Raw genomic sequence first — 20684 nt, 5'->3', positions numbered from 1 at the left:
AATATTGGCTGGTAAGGCAGTAGTTAAACGTGTGTTAATGCAACTTAACTGCAATTGTATTGTCGGCTATATTCCTATCGATTCGGAATCGATTCGGATCAATAGTCACGTGACTTGGTTTTTCTTTAGATTTTATCAAGACAATATTGCGTTCTTTATTAAATTTCACTTTCTGAATCGAAAGCATATTTTCGTTGTTCACTTTGGGAAACCCTGAATATAACGCGACATCTAAGCTGTCATTGATAGGTGCTTTTTCTTCGGTATTAGTTTTTACATCTAACACAAGTTTGACGGTACTTATATCAATTTCCGTTTCATAAAAGCCACTATTTAACAGAGTGGTTTTAGCACTATGCAGCGAAAAATCATGGAAAACAACGCGCTTAAATAGATCATCTATTATTCCTTTTTGACCGTCGTTTGACACTAAATAGAATTCATTTAATAAATCCAGTGATGTTGGTTTATTGGGGTAACCATGTTTGCTTAGTAAGTCTCTCAACGCTTGGTTAATTTTCTCTTCTCCAAGTAAGTCCAGTAAAGCATGCATTGTTTGCTTACCTTTAGCATAATAAATATGTGGTTCCATTCCTGTAGAAAATAAAGGTTTTTCGATATTGTTGCTATAAGACCTAGCGCGCAAATAACGGTCTAATGACAAGTGAACTTCAAGGTTTGTTGAATATTCGCCATACACCTTTCTTGATAGCACTAACTCACTATACTTGCTTAATGTTTCAGTCAAAAGAGCGTAACCACCTACATAATTTGGTTCAATATAACCGCCCCAGTATTGGTGAGAAAACTCATGGGAAACGCCTCGTAATAGCGGGTTAAATTCACTATTTTCAACATTACGATTATCAAGATTGAAAAAACGATTCTCTACGCCTAAATACATCCCCGGTTGAGCACTACCAAAGGATTGAGCACTAGAAAAATAAGGTAGTTCAACAACCGTAAATTGATTTGATTGGTAATCACCAAAGTTCTCAGAAAAATAATCCATTGTATGCTTTAGCGCATTAAGTACATACTGACTATCCTTATTATGTTCAGGGCTATGAAAAAGACTAATTTCAACGCCTTTATATGTTTCTCTAATCTGCTCAAATTCTGCAGAGATATACGCTAACTGACGTTGAACTTTTCCGTCAGTTTGATAATGAAAAAAACGCCTACCTTCATCTAGCCACGTATTTTTTAAGCGTCCTACTGTTAATGCTTGATGCGACTTCTTTGTGGAAACAATCGTCTCAAAATTAACCCAGTCGTCTCTCGATATCTGCATGTCTTTTGTTGGCATCGCCAGTTTAACTAAAGGTAAGCCCCGCTTACTCCTTTCTTCCTCATCATCAATAACATAGCGTAAGTCATAGCCAAATTGCGGCATGATGTCTTCAAGTTCAATGTAGGCGCCACCTTTTGTTACGTAATGTTCACCATCGAGTGCTGAAAAAGCATTATGTGTCACGGAAAAGTCAAACGTAAGTGTCCGCTTCTCACCTGCTTTCATTGGCGTATTTAATGTAAAAAAATAGGTTTGATATTTTTCATCGTAGCGTTCAAGTGCAGCCTCATTAAAGGTAATGTTTTGGGTTATGTGACTTTGCTTAAATATTGAAACCATCACCTCGTTAATATCTTCTTGGGTTTGATTCTCAATAATATAGCGCCCTTTGGCCTGATAGCGTCTAGTGTCTGGAAATATGTCAACATTAACATTTATATCTATCACAGTTGGTTGAGGTAAATGAGCTAATGCAGCATATTGAACTTCATAATCCTGCATCAGCCGCAATGTTTGCTCTTTTGAAGAATATTCATTGAAGATATTAGTTTGATAGAAAATATAGCTACCACTTGTAAGAAAAATCACGACAACGCTAGCTAATAAGTAGGTGCTGCTCCTCGAGAGTTTCTGTGCAATATTAGAGTTACCGCGTTGCCAATACTTAACCGTGAGCAGCGAAATAATAAGACCAAACGATAACCAATAAAGATTATACCAATGAACAGCCCCATCGTGGTAAATCGTATCCGCCATGTTAGAAAAAATAAACTGCGGACGGTACGCCAAAATAGTTAACGGGTGCTCTAAGCCTAAATTTTTAACGAAAACACTAAGGAAAAATACGGCGAGAGCGAGTAATAATCCTAAGGCTTTGTTTTTAGCTAATCGCTGCAAGCTAAGCGCTAGAAAAGCCGCTAATAGCATTGGGACACCAGCATAGTAGTACAATATAAGGTATAACCAAGGTTGAATATCAACAATACCTTGTGACAGCTGAAAGCCAATAGCAATTACTATTGCAGTGGTTATCAAGGTAAAACAAACCATAATAACGGTAATTAACTTTGCTAAATAAAACGTTACGTTTCTCGTTGGTGTCGTATCAACTAGCGAATCAACTTTTAAATCACGTTCGTTCCAATATAATTCGACAGAATAAAAGATGGCAATCAACATGCCGATATCAGCTAATGGTTGTTCTAATAGCTCTAATATAATTGACGTTAATGGGTAATAGGGCTGACCATTGTTTATTGGTCCGTTAAAAATATTCCCAGCTAAATTCCCCAAAGTAAAAACCATAGTAACAAGTAACAATACGATAAATGTTTTACCTTTGGTCGCAGTTAAATATTCTAGCTTAAGTTTTGAAAACCAAATCGATACGTTAAATTTTTCAAAATCTTGCTGAGGCTTCACTGTTTGATAGCTTTGTGATTGGATAGGCGATAATTGGCTAGCTTGATTGTCAAATGTTCTCTGTGGCTTCTTGGATATTTTGTTAACTGTCCTAAAACTAAACTTATGATACGTATACGAAAAAAGTCCAGCACTAACAGCAAGCCAAAGCAAGCGATTGAGAAGAAGATTACCTGACAACTCCGGTGTTAATATATTACGTTGGGTACTATTCCAAAACGCAGATTGTTCCATAAAAGCGATTAAGCCATATGGCTCCATTAATGCCGTAAACCCGTTACTATCGCTTAATAGCGTATTAGAACCGGCAATTAAAGGGGAATTCCCCAAAATAGATACTAATAGGTAAAGTACGAAAATCGTTATGCCAGCTACATAAACAGCAATGGTATTTTTAGATAGCATTGCCGTCGAAAAAACGACTGATGAACACAATAAAATAGTGGGTAGAATAAATATAAAAAAAGCTAAAAAATAATGACTAATGTTAATTGGCCCTACCAAGCTTTCATCTAAAAATAATACACCTAACATCATGGCAACAAGTACAATAGCAAACAGTATTATCGATGAAGTGACAATCCCCAAATAACGACTTGCGAGATACTGAAATTTATCCATAGGCGTTGTAAAAATGATGGATTCCATCTTAAATTGACTATCTCGGATCAATGTTGCAGAAGCCAAGACACATAATGCAAAAATAATATAAGGAGATATAAACAAAAGCGTTTGTGTGATCGCAGAAGCTGAATTTGCATATAATAGAGCAGAACCACGCTGCGAGTTAATCAAAACAGCCATCCAAACGAAACAAAACGTTACCGCCCAAAAACTCCCTTGTTTAAGATGATACTTTAGCTCAAATAGCGTTAATCCTTTAAGCATGGCTACCTCCAAACTCACCTGTATCTGATTGAGAGACTTTGTTTAACGTTGAAAAGTAAACATCTTCTAAATTTGCTTCTACTGGTTCGCTGCCAATCTCAGGTTGAAAATCACTTTGAATAATAATTTGTGTTTTACCCGTGATCAGACGTTCTGAAATCACATTAAATGTCGATTTGTAATAAGCTAACTGATCTTTATTGATCATTTTACTCCAAATAGTACCTTCAATTCGCTTAATTAGGTCAGCAGGTTTGCCCTGCAGTCGAACTTCGCCAGCGGCTAAAATAGCCATATTAGGACATAATTGGCTAACATCTTCGACAATATGCGTTGAGAGAATGACGACAATATTTTCACTGATTTCACACAATAGATTATGAAATCTATTGCGTTCTTGTGGATCTAGACCTGCGGTAGGTTCATCGACAATAATTAATTTGGGAGATCCTAGCAGTGCTTGCGCAATACCAAATCGCTGACGCATCCCTCCAGAATATGAACTAACATCCTTCTTTCTAACATCATACAAATTGGTTTGATAAAGCAACTGTTCTATTTGTTTTTTTCGGGTATTTTTATCCGTTATTCCTTTCAAAAGTGCAAGATGATCTAGCAAGTCGTAGCAAGATACTTTGGGGTATACACCAAACTCCTGAGGTAAATAACCTAAACAGTTGCGAATAATATTAGGATTTTTAATAATATCTTTATTATCAAAACTAATTTGGCCATGCGATGGTTGCTGTAATGTTGCAATAGTCCTCATAAGTGACGACTTACCAGCGCCATTTGGTCCAAGTAAACCAAATAATCCTGGTTCGATATCAAGAGATACCGATTTGATTGCTTGAACACCATTGTCGTACGTTTTAGATAAATTTCTTATGGTTAACATCGATAATTCACTAGTATCAATTTAATATATCTGTAGTGTACAATCGACTAAAATGTTGTAAACAAAGCAATGTCTAACGACGTTTAAAGGTAGTTGAACGACAAAATACGCTGTTAAACGAGCTACCTATTCACTATCGTCATAGCGAAGCAAGCTAACGCGCTTTTTTCACAGGTGAAAATTTGAATTCTTGGTTTAAAACAGTTCTTTTTATACTCTTATATTCTCTTACGCTATATGCTATTTACAGTTTGGGCAATAGAGATATATTACTGATGTTTCTTACCTTTTCATTAATGATCCCTTTAGTTTATCTGTTACATGATCGAAATAAACAACGACAGCACATTGCTCATTTACATGAAGAAACCCTAAAATCTGAACTTAATTTGCTAAAGAGCCAAATAAACCCGCATTTCTTTTTTAATACGTTAAATAACTTATATGGCTTAGCGACAGAAAAGTCAGAGCTGACTCAAGAAGTGATTTATAAACTTTCACAAATGATGCGTTTTACGATTTATGAAGGACGAAAAAATACAGTAACCTTAGCAGACGAAGTTGACTATTTAGAAAATTTTATTGAGCTTAATATTATTCGCTACAAACACAAAATTGATATCAAATTTGAACAAAAAATAGACGATAAACAACAACGAATTCCACCTTTGCTTTTTATTAATTTATTAGAAAATGCCTTTAAACATGGTGTTGATAGCCAACTAGAAAGTCAATATATTCATTTCTCATTAACAACCACTAAAACAACAATCATGTTCAATATAGAAAATAATTTCGACAAAATAACGTGTGATAAAAATAAAGCGATTCGCCGCTCTGGTGGTCTTGGTACAGAAAATTTATCACGTCGTTTAGCGTTACTGTTTCCGAATAAACATTCGTATACTCGCTATATTGAAGGTAACCAATATATAGCCAATGTGACGATCAATTTAGCCTAGTTAAGATACAATAAGACAATTATGATGCAAATAAATTACTTGATAATTGATGATGAGCCAATCGCTCATACACTCATAGAAAGCTTCGCTGAAGATATCGACTATATGAACTTGATAGGTAATTGTCATAGTGCTATGTCTGCTTTGCCTTTGTTAACAACACATCAAATTGATTTGATATTTTTAGATATTAACATGCCAAAACTCAACGGCTTTGAGTTTTTGAAAACATTAACATACCCACCGCAAATTATCATTATTTCTGCTCATAGAGAACACGCCGTAGAAAGCTACGAATATACAATTGCTGATTATTTACTTAAACCGTTTAATTTTGAACGTTTTTTTAAATCTCTTCAGAAAGTCATGAACAATATGACTACAGAATCAACACTCACTTCGCAACCAGCGATAGGTTCAGTTAGACAAACAAGAGCCACCAACATTGACGAATATATTGAGCAAAGCATCTTTATTAAAGACGAGAAAAAAAACCATAAAGTCGCACTTAGCGATATTATTTATATAAAAGCGGAAGGTAATTACACGTCTGTTAATTTAAAGAATCGTCACATTTTAAGCCAAATGAAAATTTCGGACTTTGATCAACTGTTACCAAAAAAAAGCTTCAGCCGAATACATAGATCATACATAGTTGCTCATCACGCGATTACACTTGTCAGTGCAAATGAAATAAAGCTTGATAACATATCACTGCCAATAGGAAGAGTATATAAAGACAATATTCGCAACCTAATTGACAATAACTTATTGATCATTAATTAACTTTCATTCAATTATTTTTTACGCGCAAATTAAGAGGCCGCCCTTAAAAATTCAGGCAATAACTTTATGTTTACAGTCAGCGAAAGGTGAACTACCGTTAAAGACCACACAAGCTAAATTAATCAACGAGTCATTAAAGGAATGCACATGTCATCGCCTAACATTATGTTTTATCTACTTTTAATAGTCGTTAGTGTATTTTCGTTTACAGCCACTAGTCAACCTAACAATAATAAACTCATCGATGACCCTAAACAGCCCGAAGGTAAAGCCTTAATTACACAATATTGTACAGCTTGTCACCGCACCAATATGATCACGCGAAGTTCAGGGTATAACGCCGATGGTTGGCAAGCGTTAATTCACACCATGATCGACTTTTCTAACAGCCCTGCTATTGAAGAAAAAATTGTTAGTTACTTAGCCAAAAATTATCCACCCAATGATAAACGAACACCTAACTTAACATCAGGTGATACCGAAATTAGTTTTACCACATGGCATACGCCAACCCTTGGACAACGTTCTCGTGATCCGATAGAAGCAGAAAATGGTGATATTTGGTGGGCAGGTCAACGTGCAAACCTTATTGGCCGTATTGATCCTGACAGCGGCAAAGTGAAAGAATATCCCCTGCCTGATAATGCTATGCCACATACAGTAACCACTGATAACTTCGGCAACATTTGGTATACAGGAAATAAAAATGGCACCATGGGTAAGCTTGATATAAAAACAGGTGAAATTACTGAATTCCCGATGCCGGACAAACAAGCTAAAGATCCTCACAGTGCAATCTTCGATGATAAAGGCATACTTTGGTTTACCCTTCAGCATAGCAATATGATAGGTAGATTAAATCCAGAATCAGGCGAAATAAAACTGGTAACGATGAACGCTCCTAAATCTAAACCTTATGGGATTAAAATTGATGATGAAGGCACTCCATGGGTAGCCTGTAACGGTAGAAACTGCTTAGTTAACGTTGATCCAAAAACGATGCAATTAACCGATATTATCTTACCTAATAAAGCGACTAGAGTGCGTAGGCTTGATATCGCAGCTGACGGTATGATTTGGTATGTTAATTCATCTCAGGGGCGATTAGGCCGTTACAATCCTGACACTGGAGATATTAAAGAGTGGCCTTCTCCTAGTGGCAGTCAATCTCACCCATATGCCATAGCCGTGATTGATAATATCGTTTGGTATAACGAGTCAGGCATGAGACCAGATGCATTAGTGAGGTTTGATCCCAAAAGTGAGACATTTCAAAGCTGGGCTATCCCTTCAGGTAATGTATATGCAGGAATTGTAAGGCATATGCGAAAAACCAAACAAGGTGATTTATTAATTCATCAAAGCAGCACTAGCAAGGTCATCAGAGTGAATATAGAGTAGAATGCACACTCGAGTTGCAAAAATTCTGTTGAGCGCTTAAGTCGCGTGAGGTTGGCCAAATAGCTTTATCAATGAGGGCCTGTTGATCTTTCGCGTTTAGTTCGAACAAAATTTACTCTCGAAAGATCAACAGACCCTAATATTTAAGTCTCACAAGGTTTTGCTTGAGCAAAAGTATATAAATAGAATAAAGCGTGAGATACTTATCATACCGTTTAAATGAAACATTGATGCCATGGCCAAAAAAGCAATTAATAAATTACTCGAAAATCATAAACAATTGATCCACAGCGAGTCATTAAAAGTTATCTCACATGTGCAAAGGGAAGAAGATGATTGGATCCTTAACACCATTATGCTTGAAAATATCGATGTGCCATTTAAATATAAACGCAAAAAGCAGTATAGGTGCTTATCAGGTCAAAAAGTCAATGTTACCTATTACCCTGCAACTGAGACTATTGCTGGATTTGAGATGGAGATAATGAATATTGTCCGAATAAAAGTCAGCTAAGTTCCACCTCTTTGATCACATTTCTCTTATCTATTTTAATTATAATGAAAAATGATTTGCTACGATTTTAGTATAAAATTCACTCTGTTCTTGACTATATCTTCAACATCTTCCATAAATAACATATCAACTATAAAAATAATAACGTTGAACACACGCTAGCGGATAACAATAACAACAACCGCAAAAGGCGATTTTGGGGACTGAGTAAGAGGATATAACATGATATTAAATCATATATGGGGGCTTTATGCTCATCCAAAAGAAGAATGGCGCACAATTGAAAAACGCCATGAAAGTTACATGTACAGTGTTGTGCATATACTAACAATCGCATTGATACCAGCTATATGCAGTTATTTTGCAACAGCACATATTGGTTGGTCTATTGGTGCAGGCCCTGTCATTAAAATTGCAGAATCAAGCGCTTTAGCGATGTCAGTTGCCATGTACTTTGGAATTATTGTCGGTGTTTTTGCACTCGCCTATTTGATCCAATGGATGGCTATCACGTTTAAAGCCTCTCCTGACTTTTCACAGTCATTAGAACTAGCGTCATACACTGTTACTCCTTTGTTAATGGTAGGATTAACAGCCTTATACCCTGTACTGTGGTTTGTCACACTTTCGGGTCTTGCTGCACTGGCTTATTCGATTTATTTACTCTATTCAGGGACGCCAATTATGATGAACATACCTGAAGAGAGTGGCTTCATTTATTCAAGCTCAGTAGTCACTTGTGGCTTAGTACTACTTGTCGCGTTAATGGCGATTAGTGCTATTATGTTTGGTATGGGGTTTAGTACTGAATATATTCGATAATATTCACTAGCTTTGTAAAAATAAAGGCACCTAATGGTGCCTTTATTTTTCTATAAGTTGATATTATTCAGAGCCTTCATTATGCATATCAATAATTGAATCGGCATTTTTATCTGACGTTTCTTTTACTTCGTTATTTCTTAATGCGTCGAGTCTTTCTAAATAATCTTGATCAATATCTTTGGTAATGTACTGACCATTGAATACTGATGTTTCAAACTTTTTAATATCAGGATTAGCAGTACGAACAGCTTCTTCTAAATCTTCAATCGATTGGAAAATCAATTTATCAGCACCTATTAGCTGACAAATGTCTTCCAACTCTCTACCGTGAGCAATTAATTCATTAGCACTCGGCATATCAATACCATAAACGTTTGGAAAACGTATTTCAGGAGCTGCTGAAGCAAAGTAAACTTTTTTAGCACCCGCTGCGCGTGCCATTTCAATAATTTGCTCAGAGGTGGTACCACGTACAATTGAGTCATCAACTAATAAAACATTTTTCCCTTCAAACTCTGCTCCTATAGCATTTAGCTTACGACGTACTGATTTTTTACGTTGTTCTTGCCCTGGCATGATGAACGTTCTACCAATATAGCGATTTTTAACAAAACCTTGTCTGTACGGTAAGTTCAATGTTTGTGCTATTTGCAGTGCGGTATCACAAGATGTTTCAGGAATTGGAATAACAACATCTATATCTTCATCAGCCCACTCTTTTGCAACCTTAGCACCAAGTTTTGTACCCATTTCAACGCGTGAACCATAAACGGAAATTTTATCCATGGTTGAATCAGGGCGTGCAAAATAAACATACTCAAAAATACATGGATTAAAGCTTGGATTTTCAGCACATTGTTTACTATGTAATTGACCATCTTCGGTAAAGAAAATAGCTTCGCCGGGCGCAACGTCTCTGACAAACTCAAAATCGCTTGCATCTAATGCAACCGATTCAGAAGCGATCATATACTCTGTGCCTTTCTCAGTGTCTCGTTTACCAAACACCAAAGGACGAATACCATTAGGATCACGAAAAGCAACCATGCCATGGCCAATGATCACAGCAACACTTGCATAAGCACCACGAACACGTTTATGTACATTAGCAACCGCAGTAAAAATATCATCAGGCGTTAAATCTAAACCACCAATATGTTGTAATTCATGGCCAAGAATATTTAACAAAAGCTCTGAGTCAGAAGTAGTATTTACATGACGACGTGCTTCTTTAAATAACCAATCTTTTAATTCTTGCGCATTGGTTAAATTACCATTATGTGCAAGTGAAATACCGAATGGTGAATTTGCATAAAATGGTTGCGCTTCAGATGAACTAGACGTGCCTGCAGTTGGGTAACGAATATGGCCAATGCCAATATTACCTTGAAGTCTTAACATATGACGCGTGTGAAAAACATCTTTCACCAAGCCATTCGCTTTTCTGAGTCTAAAGGTGTTATCGTGAATAGTCACGATACCTGCAGCGTCCTGGCCACGATGCTGAAGAACTGTTAAGCCATCATATAAAGATTGCCCAACCGATGTATTACCAACAATGCCAACTATACCACACATGTAGTTTACCCCGATGTTTTAAACTTGCTGTAAAAAACTGGATGATTGTTTGAGGTACTCAAAAAACCATTCAATAATTAATGAAAATTCAGGTATCAATAAAGAATTCTGCCACCATTCGCTTGAAGGTGCAGGCGTAAATGCATCCATAAAAAATAATATGGCACTACTCACTAATGCGCCCCTGAGCGCACCAAAAACCAATCCTAATACGCGATCTGTTCCTGATAGCCCTGTTTTCGTTACCAGTTGCCCGATAACATAATTAACAATGGCGCCTATGATTAGCGTAGAAATAAATAAAATAGCAATGGCAGCGCCATTACGAAGGAGTTGATCAGAGATGTTAGTTAATAGCGTCGCTAGTTTTAAGTAGAAAGTACTGGCAATAAAGAAGGCACTGATCCAAACAACAAGCGAGATAGCTTCTTTAACAAAACCCCTGATAAGGCTGATCAGTGTTGAAATACCTATGACTGCCAAAATGGCATAGTCTACCCAAACCATAAATTACGTGTCTCATCGATTAGAGGCGCGCATTCTACCAGAACACGCACTAAGATCGCTAATATTTTATTATTTTGTTGGCTGAAATTTGGCAATTTTTCCTTGCACTTTCGTTAACTCTTTAAGTGCTGGAAGTTTTTTCTCTAAGCTAGACTTAACTAATTCAGGACCAATAAATACTTTTGTTAATGTGCCACTTTTTGTGTTTATCGGCTTAGTGAAGACAGTGTAGCCCGCTTTTTTTAATTTACGCGTTAGGTCCGCTACATTTTTTTTATGGCGAAAACTACCCAATTGGATCACCCAGGCTTGCTCGTTAGTTATTTTTTCAGGCAAAGCGGTGATTTTTGAACCAGAAGAAACGGGCTGATTACTATTATCGCCAACAGCTGTTTCAAGCTTATTATTAATATCTTGTTCAACAGGCGTTTTGTCTTGATTATTGTCGTCTAAGGCTACTTCATCCGTTAATTCTTCTTTAGGTAATTTCGCTATTTTATCTTCATCAATGGTTAAACTCTTAGGCTTAAAATCAACTTTTGGCGCTGTTGGTATATTTTCAAACTCTTCCTGATAGGTTTGTTTTTCACCGTCGAGTAAATCGGGTAAAAAAATAATAGCAACGGCGGCAACGATAATAGTACCAACCAATCTATTTTGAAAAGGTGTAGACAAATTAACTCCTATCTAGCAATGTTTTTACTTTTGCGACGGTATAAAACGAACCAAAAACTAAAATTAAATCTCGATTATTGGCTGTTGACCTAGCCATTTTAAAGCCGTCAATGACGTTGTCAAAAGTTAAAATATTTTGCTCGGTAAAATATGACGCTAAATACTCTTTACTTGCCCCACGTGGTACGTCGCCAAGCCCTGAAACAAACCACGTTTTTATATGGGGTAATAAGGGGGTGATCGTACTGCTAATATCTTTATCCGACAACATGCCAATAACCGCATACACGTTTTCACAATGATATTTGCTCACCACTTCTGCTAAATATCTCGCAGCTAATGGGTTGTGACCTACATCCAGTAGAATATCACCATCACACTGAATAAGTTCGGTTCTACCAGACACTTTGGTTTCATTAATAAGCGCGGTAACCTTTGCTTGCGATAAAGGGTAATCTAACAGCTTTAGCACCTGTAGTGCAGTAGCAATGTTATCTTTAGGAATAAATCCTTGAGGGAGGTTGTTAAGTGATGAATCTTGATCATGCCATTGCCAACTGGTGTTGTCTTCAATCACAAAAAATTCTTTATTGCGGCAATATTGTATACTGCTTAAAGTATCTGCATGTTTAATGACACTGCTAGGTGGATTACTGTCCCCAATGACAACCGGTTTTTCAGTACGCATAATACCTGCTTTTTCAAAACCAATTGACTCTCTATCATTCCCTAAAAACGCTTGATGATCTAAATCAACAGTTGTAATTACGGCTATATCAGCGTCGATAATGTTAGTTGCGTCTAACCGACCACCTAAGCCGACTTCTAAAATAATATACTGCGGCTTTGCTGTGTTTAAAACAGTTAATGCTGCTAACGTTGTGTATTCATAATAGGTTAATGATATATCACCACGTAGAAACTCTATTTGCTCAAAAGCATTAACAAGTGAGTTATCATCGATGTCTTGTTTATCTATGCGTAAACGTTCATTAAAGCGATGAATATGCGGTGAAGAGTACACAGCAACGCTATCATTGTTTGCAAGTAAAGCATTTTCAATAAATGCACACGTAGTGCCTTTACCGTTTGTACCTGCCACTGTGATAACAATGGAACGTTCAAAGTTTAACCCTAAGCGATTAGCAACGTTGCTAATACGAGTTAACCCCATATCAATTTCAGTGGCATGAATACGTTCAATATAAGAAAGCCACTCATCGAATGAACGATTTGAGTGGCTTGTATCAATACTCTTCATAGATAAACTAACTGGCTCGTAACTCTTGGTTAGTAAACTTAGCTAATACTCTTGCTAGCGTATCGCGCATGTCCCGACGATTAACAATCATATCAATGGCGCCTTTCTCCAGTAAAAACTCACTACGCTGAAATCCTTCTGGTAATTTTTCACGAACCGTTTGTTCGATAACACGTGGACCAGCAAAACCAATTAATGCTTTTGGCTCGGCAACATTGATATCACCTAACATGGCTAAACTCGCTGATACACCACCCATAGTAGGATCAGTTAACACTGAAATATAAGGTAAGCCTTTTTCTTTCATTTTAGCAAGCGCAGCGCTAGTTTTAGCCATTTGCATTAACGAAAATAATGCTTCTTGCATACGTGCTCCACCACTTGCAGAAAAACAAACTAGTGGTACTTCATGCTCTAAACAATATTCAGCCGCTTTAACAAACCTTGCACCTACAACTGATGCCATAGAACCGCCTAAAAATGAAAACTCAAAAGCCGCAGCTACAATGGGTAAACCATGAAGTTCACCATGCATAACAACTAAGGCATCTTTTTCGCCGGTGGATTTTTGAGCAGCAGCCAACCTGTCTTTATATTTCTTTGAATCTTTAAATTTTAATTTATCTTGAGGCTCTAGATCAGCACCAAGTTCAACGCGTTCACCTACATCAAGAAAATGCTCTATTCTCTTACGCGCTGAAATTCGCATGTGGTGATCACATTTAGGGCATACAGATAAAACACGTTCTAGTTCAGCTTTATACAACATCGCGTTACATGATGTACATTTTTCCCAAACCCCTTCAGGTATATTACGCTTTTGAGAGGTTTTTGCTTTTGGGAGAATCTTTTCAATCCAGCTCATAATTTCACTTTCATCAATGCTTGAATTTTGTTTATATAATAAACAGTTATACAGTCAATCGCCACAACGGCATTTAACCCGTAATTAGAACATAACATAAGGTGGTTTGAATATAAAAAACTGGTCTGCCCTGTATATTATGGTTAATTAAAAAATATTGGTCCTAAAGGACTACTTGGTAGTTGATATTTTTCTGGGTACGTCACATCAACAAAGTATAAACCATTTGCTGGTGCTGTCACACCAGCAAGACATCTGTTTTTAGCCGCCAGTACCTCTGCTATCCATTCCACTTCTTCTTGACCTTGACCAACTCGCATTAAGCTACCAGCGATATTTCTGATCATATGATGTAAAAATGCATTACCTTTAACATCAATACACAGATAATTTTCTTGCCTAGTAACCTTACAGTGCTCGATTGTTCTTATTGCGCTAGGTGCTTGACAATGTACCGTTCTAAAACTAGTAAAATCGTGTTCCCCGACAAGAAACTGAGCAGCTTGATGCATCAGTGCTTCATTGAGGGGATTATGGTTAAACGTTAAGCCCCTGGAAAAAATTGCAGGTCTCAAAGGGTTATTATAGATAATGTAACGATACCGACGAGAAGTTGCGCCAAATCTAGCATGGAAAGTTTCGTCGACAGCTTTGACCCAAGTTACCGCTATATCTTTTGGTAAATGTGTATTAACCCCAAGAGTCCAAGCTACTTCTTTGCGAAAGTTAACCGTATCAAAATGCACTACTTGATTGGTCGCACTCACCCCTGTGTCTGTACGACCCGCACAAACCACACTAATCGGTTCATTCGCTATTTTAGATAACGCATTTTCTAACGTTTCTTGTACGCTGACCACATTATTTTGACGTTGCCAACCACAATATTGGCTACCATCATATTCAATACCAAGTGCAAATCGCATACTTCATAAACCGCAATATATATTAAAAATCGCGGCGAATTATCCACTATTTTTTGATGCTTTGCGAATAAATCGCGCTATGAAAACGACATTCTCAATGTAAAACTAACGGGTGTATTCAATTACGTTGATAAATTAGTTACTTTAAACCATCTAATAGTTGCTGAGCTTCAAATTGCTGATCAGCATCACCTAGTTTAACCACGTCTTGTAAAATGACTTCAGCATTATCATTATCACCAATTTCAATATATACTTTTGCCAAGTCTAATTTAGCAGTCACGCCACTGTCATCATCTTCATCAACATCAATTTGGTTGATATCGCGAGTAAACTCTGGAAACTCACCTAAGCCAACATCAATATTTGTTTTATCATAAGGTTCTTCATCATCTGAGCCTTCTGATAAGGTTTCAGAGATTAATTCATCAACAGAAATGAAATCTTTATTTTGACTTTCTGTATCTTGAGAAAACTCACTCGGTGTCTCTTCTTCTTCAACTTGTTGTTCAGCAGAAACGTCAAAGCTTTCAGAACTTGATTCTGCAGGCTCTTCTTCAATGTTTGCTAAAAGCTCGTCAAAATCTAAATTATCGAGTTCTTCAATGTCTTCTAACTCTTTCGCTTCAACTTTTTCAACCTGTGTATTTTCATTATCATCAGCCAATAAATCGGCTAATACATTACTATCTGTAAAGTCAGGCGTAATTTCAACGGCTTCATTCCTTGATTGTTCGTCGTTTAATAATTCAGACAACGTTGATTCGTCAAATTCTGCGTTTAAATCCGCTTGAAGTTCATCCGATAAGCCATCAGTGATATCTTCTGTGTTTGCTGATTCAATATCATCCCCAATTTCAAGCGGTTCATCATCAGTTAACGCACCGCTTTCTTGTGCAACTTCCGCGAGCAAATCGTCAATATCTAAATCTTCTTCAACCCTACCTTCTTGTTCTTGGGGTGAAATTTCTTGTTCTTCCGCTAAAAGGGCATCAATATCAATACCATCAGAAGCTTGTGTTTTATTAACAATGGACTCAGGTTCTTCAACGTTCGACTCCGCTAAATCACTTAAATCAACAGCTAAAAACGATTCAACATATTCCTCTGGCAGGTTATCAATTAACACTTTGTTATCACCTTCGGTTGGCGAGCTATGTTCACTTTCATTTGGCTGTTCATCTTCAACAGTCGGTATAGTGTCATTTGTCGGCTCTGCTTCAACCAGTGGGTTATTTTCGGATGCGGTAGGTGCCGCCATAGAATCCATTAATGCATCGATATCATCAGGATCGCTTAATTCTGATGATAAATCATCGTCAACTGACGGTGTTTCTTCCGCTGCTGGTGCTGCCGCCATAGAATCCATTAGCGCGTCAATATCATCAGGATCGCTCAGTTCTGATGATAAATCGTCGTCAACTGATGGAGTTTCTTCTGCTGAAGGTTTATCCACTGCTGGGGGCTCTTCCGCTGCTGGTGCTGCCGCCATAGAGTCCATTAACGCGTCGATGTCATCTGGATCGCTTAATTCTGACGATAAATCATCGTCAACTGATGGAGTTTCTTCTGCTGAAGGTTTATCCACTGCTGAGGGTTCATCTACTGCTGAGGGCTCTTCCGCTGCTGGTGCTGCCGCCATAGAATCCATTAACGCGTCGATGTCATCAGGATCGCTTAATTCTGACGTTAAATCATCGTCAACTGATGATGTTTCTTCTGCTGAGGGTTCATCCACTGCTGAGGGCTCTTCCGCTGCTGGTGCTGCCGCCATAGAGTCCATTAACTCGTCGATGTCATCAGGATCGCTCAGCTCTGATGATAAATCATCATCAACTGATGGAGTTTCTTCTGCTGAGGGCTCATCCACTGCTGAGGGTTCATCTACTGCTGAGGGTTCATCTACTGCTGAGGGCTCTTCCGCTGCTGGTGCTGCCGCCATAGAATCCATTAACGCGTCGATGTCATCAGGATCGCTCAGCTCTGATGATAAATCATCATCAACTGATGGAGTTTCTTCTGCTGAGGGCTCATCCACTGCTGAGGGTTCATTTACTGCTAATGGCTCTTCCGCTGCTGGCGCTGCCGCCATAGAATCCATTAACGCGTCGATGTCATCGGGATCGTTTAATTCAATGTCTTCAGAAATTTCAACGATTTCTTCATCACCATCTAAAACATCTTTTTCAGGTGCATCGTCTTCGTTTTCGTCAAGGTCAGATAACAACGAATCTAAATCACTTTGATCTAATTCATTACCTTCTAAAGGTTCTGATTCTTCTGAGGAGTCTAAGGATATCTCCTCTAAATCGTCTAAGTCGCCAAGATCATCTAAATCATCTAGATCATCGATATCATTCAAGCTATCGTCTAAATGAATGACATCGTCATCTAATAACTCTTCATTGGGAGATTCAAGATCATCACTAAATAAAGAATCATCATTGTCATCACCTTCTGAAAGGTCAATAGACAGTTCGTCATCAAGAGAGAGTTCATCGTCTAAAGACAACTCATCATCAAGCGATAGTTCATCGTCTAATGATAGTTCTTCTGTAGGCTGACTTTCAGTTTTTTCCGGGATGTCTTCACTTACTGGTGGTTGTGACTTTTGTTCAACAACCTTCTCTTTAGGTTGTTCATCTTGCTTTTTACGCAAAAATAACAGTAACAACCCTGCAATTAACGCTAACGGCAACCCTATCCCCATCGCCAAAAACCATGGACTATTTAAGAAGCTGTCATTGGCATTTTCTAATGCTTGCTCAGCCTTGAGACGTGCTTGTTCTTCAGCCTCGGCTTTCGCCAAAAGTGTCTGTAAAAGAGTAATAGTTTGTTGTTGTTGCAACTCTACATCTTTACTTTTTGCAACTTCATCTTTCATGCTACCAAGTTGCTCTGTAAAGGTATTAAGTTTTTGTTTAAGCTGTTCGTTTTCTTTAAGTATTGTTTGAAGGCCATCGATGGAATCAAGTACATCGTTTTGTATCGTGTCTAAACGAAGATTTTGCGACTGCTCGTACGTTTGTAATTTATCATTTATTTCGGTTTTCGCTTGATCTAAATCTTTTTTCTTTACCGACTCTTCAGGTGGTTTCTTACTGACTGGCTTAGCGGTAACTTTTTTATCCCATGATGAGTCATCATTTTCCGATTTTTGTTTTGCAATTGCCGGATTTATGCGTGCAATTTCTGCCGTAGATGGCAACGTCAAGTATTGACCATCTATCATGTGATTTAAATTACTGTCTTTAAATGCTTGCGGGTTCTTTTCAAACAACGCTTGCATCACCTGATACACAGAAAAAGCAGGATCAGGACGCACGGTAAGTGCAATATTCCATAAGGTATCTTGTGACGTGATAGGCCCATATCGCTCATAGCGGTAGGTATCGCTATTTTTAGGGCCACGAATACGAATGCCACCCTCTTCTTCAGCAAAAGATGGTATGCTCATTGAGCTAATGCTTACCAAAATTACCTGCCACAGGCACAGGCGTAACAATCGTTGCATTAAGATTTCCTAGCTATTTGTTATTATTTGCCAAATGTTTGGCGCTTCCAACTAATTAAAATACAAAGCAAAATTTATTCCAATTTAAAATAGATTATATAACACTTTGTAGTATGAATCGCTTTTATACCCTTTTTATAACAAAAAAACTCGTCGTTAACTATAACGACGAGTTTTTATTTTTCTTTAGTATATCTTAAGCTTAGCTTAAATGATCTTTAATCAATAATTCTGCAATTTGAATACTGTTTGTTGCTGCGCCTTTGCGTACGTTGTCAGCGACAACCCAAAGGTTAATACCATTAGGGTGACTAATATCTTCACGAATGCGGCCAACAAAAGTTGCATCTACGCCGCTTGCTTCACCGATTTGTGTAGGAAACTCTTCGTCTTTGTCACATACTTCAACACCTTCCGCTTGCTTTAACAGATCTTTAACTGCTTCAGCAGAAATTTGCTCTCGAGTTTCAATATGAATCGCTTCTGCATGACCAAAAAATACTGGTACACGTACAGCGGTTGGATTTACACGGATAGTATCATCACCTAAAATTTTGTTTGTTTCCCACACCATTTTCATTTCTTCTTTTGTGTAGCCATTATCTTGGAACACATCAATTTGTGGAATAACATTAAAGGCAATTTGGCGAGAAAATGCTTTCGGTTCTATAGGTTTGCCACTTAGTAAATCAGCACATTGTTTTGCTAATTCGTCCATTGCTTCTTTTCCTGCACCTGATACTGATTGATAGGTACATACATTAATGCGTTCAATGCCAACAGCCTGATGAATAGGTTTAAGTGCAACCATCATTTGGATCGTTGAACAGTTTGGATTAGCAATGATATTTCGGTTACGATAATCTGCTAGTGCCTCTGGATTAACTTCAGGAACAATTAAAGGAATATCGTCTTCGTAACGATACTCTGAGGTGTTATCGATAACAATACAGCCTGCTTCGCCAGCAATTGGGGCAAATTTAGCAGATATTGAACCACCAGCAGAAAAAAAACCGATTTGAGCTTGGCTAAAATCGAACGTGTCTGCGTCAATTACTTCAACACTTTCACCGTTAAACTCAACAAAGCCACCAGCAGAGCGAGCACTCGCTAATGGGTATAATTTATTAACAGGAAAGTCACGTTGTTCTAATAATTCAATGATTGTTTTACCAACTAGTCCTGTTGCACCTAATACGCATACATCAAATTTCTGTGCCATAGCTTACTCTCTTCTCCTCTATTAATTCTTAACTAAACCCAAGTGCAAGTACTTGTGTTTCACTTTGTTGATCATTAATGACCACTTTTGTCGCTGAAAACTCCCTGCGAGCCGGGTATGTTTTCCTAATATAATCAAAGCCATTAATGTAAACTTGTTGACGAAAAATTCCATCGTCACGCCTTACGTCATAAACCATTTTTACTAACTGATTTAATATAACGTCATTTAGTCTACCATGTAATTCAACTTGGCTTATGGTTGATTTTGGTAATAAGCCCTCAAGTGACTGAATCGGCTTTTTATTTAATTGCTCACATAGTGCCAAATAAAGCATTTCTGTACCACGAGCTTTTCCTTCTAAGCTATAACCAGCAATATGTGCAGTGGAAATTTCACAAAAAGGGATCAAAGCTTCAGCAATCTTCGGTTCATTTTCCCACACATCTAGCACTAACTTAGTTGCCATTCCATGCTGTTTAAGTAATAACAGCGCTTGGTTGTCTATCACTTCTCCTCGGCATGCATTAATTAATATTTGATCTTCAGTTAAAGACGATAAAACTGTTTGATCAAACATATGATATGTAGGGTAAAGCCCGGTGGTGGTCTTTGGTACGTGTAAGGAAATAATATCGCACTTCAAGATGTCTTCAAAGCTGGCAAATATACGAGAATCTTCGCCTGTAGCTGCTAGTATTGGATCATAGAGTTTATGCTGAATACCTAGTGCGGTAAGCTTTTCACTTAAACGACTGCCAGTGTTTCCTGCACCAACAATACCAACCGTTTTGTCAAAAACTGAAAAACAATAACGTTCAGCTAATACGATTAACGTTGAAAGAACATATTCGGCTACCGATATTGCATTGCAGCCTGGCGCTGATGAAAAGTTAATTTGCTTATCAAATAAATACGTCTGATCAATATGGTCAACGCCAATGGTTGCAGTACCAACAAACTTTATTTGTGGACTATTGCTTAACAACTTCTCATTTACTTGAGTTATTGACCTTACTAACAACACCTCAGCATCAATAAGGGTATCTGCTGATAATTCCCTGCCATTAAACGCCGTTAACTCTCCGAATTCACCAAAAAATTCAGCTGCATACGGCATATTTTCATCATAATAAATTTTCATAA

Annotated in this window: 16 protein-coding genes; 5 read left to right on the top strand and 11 right to left on the bottom strand. The window is 37.6% G+C overall.

Annotated features, from left to right (window positions below):
* Nucleotides 1–34 precede the first annotated feature (34 nt).
* Nucleotides 35–3604: an ABC transporter permease/M1 family aminopeptidase gene (locus QUE72_RS04895; protein ID WP_286271908.1), complete on the bottom strand. Its 3570-nt coding sequence runs from the start codon at nt 3602–3604 to the stop codon at nt 35–37.
* A complete protein-coding gene (locus QUE72_RS04890) occupies nt 3597–4502 on the bottom strand; it encodes an ABC transporter ATP-binding protein (RefSeq protein WP_286271907.1) in 906 nt (301 codons plus the stop codon). Before QUE72_RS04890 ends, QUE72_RS04895 begins: the two co-directional genes overlap by 8 nt.
* A 275-nt stretch (nt 4503–4777) precedes the next feature.
* Here QUE72_RS04890 and QUE72_RS04885 point away from each other — a divergent pair, with 275 nt between their 5' ends.
* The 5 genes from QUE72_RS04885 (at nt 4778) to QUE72_RS04865 (ending at nt 8987) form a co-directional block, all read left to right on the top strand.
* Nucleotides 4778–5464 (top strand): sensor histidine kinase, encoded by a 687-nt coding sequence (locus tag QUE72_RS04885; protein ID WP_286271905.1) that lies wholly within the window; start codon nt 4778–4780, stop codon nt 5462–5464.
* A 21-nt stretch (nt 5465–5485) separates the two neighbouring features.
* Nucleotides 5486–6250, top strand: a complete 765-nt coding sequence (locus QUE72_RS04880; protein ID WP_083602076.1) for a LytR/AlgR family response regulator transcription factor — start codon at nt 5486–5488, stop codon at nt 6248–6250.
* A 147-nt stretch (nt 6251–6397) separates the two neighbouring features.
* Nucleotides 6398–7651 (top strand): Vgb family protein, encoded by a 1254-nt coding sequence (locus tag QUE72_RS04875; RefSeq protein WP_286271904.1) that lies wholly within the window; start codon nt 6398–6400, stop codon nt 7649–7651.
* A gap of 235 nt (nt 7652–7886) precedes the next feature.
* Nucleotides 7887–8165, top strand: a complete 279-nt coding sequence (locus QUE72_RS04870; RefSeq protein ID WP_074499459.1) for a hypothetical protein — start codon at nt 7887–7889, stop codon at nt 8163–8165.
* Between the two features lie 222 nt (nt 8166–8387).
* Nucleotides 8388–8987, top strand: coding sequence for a Yip1 family protein (locus QUE72_RS04865; RefSeq protein ID WP_074499460.1), 600 nt, complete (start codon nt 8388–8390; stop codon nt 8985–8987).
* Nucleotides 8988–9050: 63 nt separating this feature from the next.
* On the opposite strand, the gene purF is transcribed toward QUE72_RS04865, so the two are convergent.
* From purF to QUE72_RS04820, 9 genes are all read right to left on the bottom strand, one after another.
* The gene (gene purF / locus QUE72_RS04860; RefSeq protein ID WP_074499461.1) at nt 9051–10568 is read right to left on the bottom strand and encodes an amidophosphoribosyltransferase; all 1518 of its coding nucleotides are present in this window, start codon (nt 10566–10568) and stop codon (nt 9051–9053) included.
* Nucleotides 10569–10586: 18 nt separating this feature from the next.
* Complete coding sequence (locus tag QUE72_RS04855; RefSeq protein ID WP_074499462.1) at nt 10587–11075, bottom strand: CvpA family protein; 489 nt, start codon at nt 11073–11075, stop codon at nt 10587–10589.
* 69 nt (nt 11076–11144) lie between these two features.
* Nucleotides 11145–11750 carry an SPOR domain-containing protein gene (locus tag QUE72_RS04850; RefSeq protein WP_286271902.1) on the bottom strand — a complete coding sequence of 202 codons (606 nt, stop codon included), beginning with the start codon at nt 11748–11750 and terminating at the stop codon, nt 11145–11147.
* Between the two features lies 1 nt (nt 11751).
* Nucleotides 11752–13011, bottom strand: a complete 1260-nt coding sequence (gene folC, locus QUE72_RS04845; RefSeq protein WP_074499464.1) for a bifunctional tetrahydrofolate synthase/dihydrofolate synthase — start codon at nt 13009–13011, stop codon at nt 11752–11754.
* A gap of 7 nt (nt 13012–13018) precedes the next feature.
* Nucleotides 13019–13876: an acetyl-CoA carboxylase, carboxyltransferase subunit beta gene (gene accD, locus QUE72_RS04840; protein WP_074499465.1), complete on the bottom strand. Its 858-nt coding sequence runs from the start codon at nt 13874–13876 to the stop codon at nt 13019–13021.
* Between the two features lie 143 nt (nt 13877–14019).
* Complete coding sequence (gene truA / locus QUE72_RS04835; protein WP_074499466.1) at nt 14020–14802, bottom strand: tRNA pseudouridine(38-40) synthase TruA; 783 nt, start codon at nt 14800–14802, stop codon at nt 14020–14022.
* A 139-nt stretch (nt 14803–14941) separates the two neighbouring features.
* A complete protein-coding gene (locus QUE72_RS04830; RefSeq protein WP_286271901.1) occupies nt 14942–18259 on the bottom strand; it encodes a FimV/HubP family polar landmark protein in 3318 nt (1105 codons plus the stop codon).
* A gap of 259 nt (nt 18260–18518) precedes the next feature.
* Complete coding sequence (locus QUE72_RS04825) at nt 18519–19538, bottom strand: aspartate-semialdehyde dehydrogenase (RefSeq protein ID WP_286271899.1); 1020 nt, start codon at nt 19536–19538, stop codon at nt 18519–18521.
* A 28-nt stretch (nt 19539–19566) separates the two neighbouring features.
* Nucleotides 19567–20682 (bottom strand): 4-phosphoerythronate dehydrogenase, encoded by a 1116-nt coding sequence (locus tag QUE72_RS04820; RefSeq protein WP_286271897.1) that lies wholly within the window; start codon nt 20680–20682, stop codon nt 19567–19569.
* Nucleotides 20683–20684: the final 2 nt, after the last annotated feature.

Source organism: Thalassotalea hakodatensis (assembly GCF_030295995.1).
GTDB classification, from domain to species: Bacteria; Pseudomonadota; Gammaproteobacteria; order Enterobacterales; family Alteromonadaceae; genus Thalassotalea_C; species Thalassotalea_C hakodatensis.
The sequence above is the reverse complement of the archived record's forward strand: the minus strand, read 5'-3'. Positions and strand labels throughout refer to the sequence as shown.

What these genes read in the sequence shown, in the direction of transcription:
- QUE72_RS04895 (WP_286271908.1), bottom strand. Translation starts at nt 3,604, where the DNA reads ATGCTTAAAGGATTAACGCTATTTGAGCTAAAGTATCATCTTAAACAA.
- QUE72_RS04890 (WP_286271907.1), bottom strand. Translation starts at nt 4,502, where the DNA reads ATGTTAACCATAAGAAATTTATCTAAAACGTACGACAATGGTGTTCAA.
- QUE72_RS04885 (WP_286271905.1), top strand. Translation starts at nt 4,778, where the DNA reads ATGTTTCTTACCTTTTCATTAATGATCCCTTTAGTTTATCTGTTACAT.
- QUE72_RS04880 (WP_083602076.1), top strand. Translation starts at nt 5,486, where the DNA reads ATGATGCAAATAAATTACTTGATAATTGATGATGAGCCAATCGCTCAT.
- QUE72_RS04875 (WP_286271904.1), top strand. Translation starts at nt 6,398, where the DNA reads ATGTCATCGCCTAACATTATGTTTTATCTACTTTTAATAGTCGTTAGT.
- QUE72_RS04870 (WP_074499459.1), top strand. Translation starts at nt 7,887, where the DNA reads ATGGCCAAAAAAGCAATTAATAAATTACTCGAAAATCATAAACAATTG.
- QUE72_RS04865 (WP_074499460.1), top strand. Translation starts at nt 8,388, where the DNA reads ATGATATTAAATCATATATGGGGGCTTTATGCTCATCCAAAAGAAGAA.
- purF (WP_074499461.1), bottom strand. Translation starts at nt 10,568, where the DNA reads ATGTGTGGTATAGTTGGCATTGTTGGTAATACATCGGTTGGGCAATCT.
- QUE72_RS04855 (WP_074499462.1), bottom strand. Translation starts at nt 11,075, where the DNA reads ATGGTTTGGGTAGACTATGCCATTTTGGCAGTCATAGGTATTTCAACA.
- folC (WP_074499464.1), bottom strand. Translation starts at nt 13,011, where the DNA reads ATGAAGAGTATTGATACAAGCCACTCAAATCGTTCATTCGATGAGTGG.
- accD (WP_074499465.1), bottom strand. Translation starts at nt 13,876, where the DNA reads ATGAGCTGGATTGAAAAGATTCTCCCAAAAGCAAAAACCTCTCAAAAG.
- truA (WP_074499466.1), bottom strand. Translation starts at nt 14,802, where the DNA reads ATGCGATTTGCACTTGGTATTGAATATGATGGTAGCCAATATTGTGGT.
- QUE72_RS04830 (WP_286271901.1), bottom strand. Translation starts at nt 18,259, where the DNA reads ATGAGCATACCATCTTTTGCTGAAGAAGAGGGTGGCATTCGTATTCGT.
- QUE72_RS04825 (WP_286271899.1), bottom strand. Translation starts at nt 19,538, where the DNA reads ATGGCACAGAAATTTGATGTATGCGTATTAGGTGCAACAGGACTAGTT.
- QUE72_RS04820 (WP_286271897.1), bottom strand. Translation starts at nt 20,682, where the DNA reads ATGAAAATTTATTATGATGAAAATATGCCGTATGCAGCTGAATTTTTT.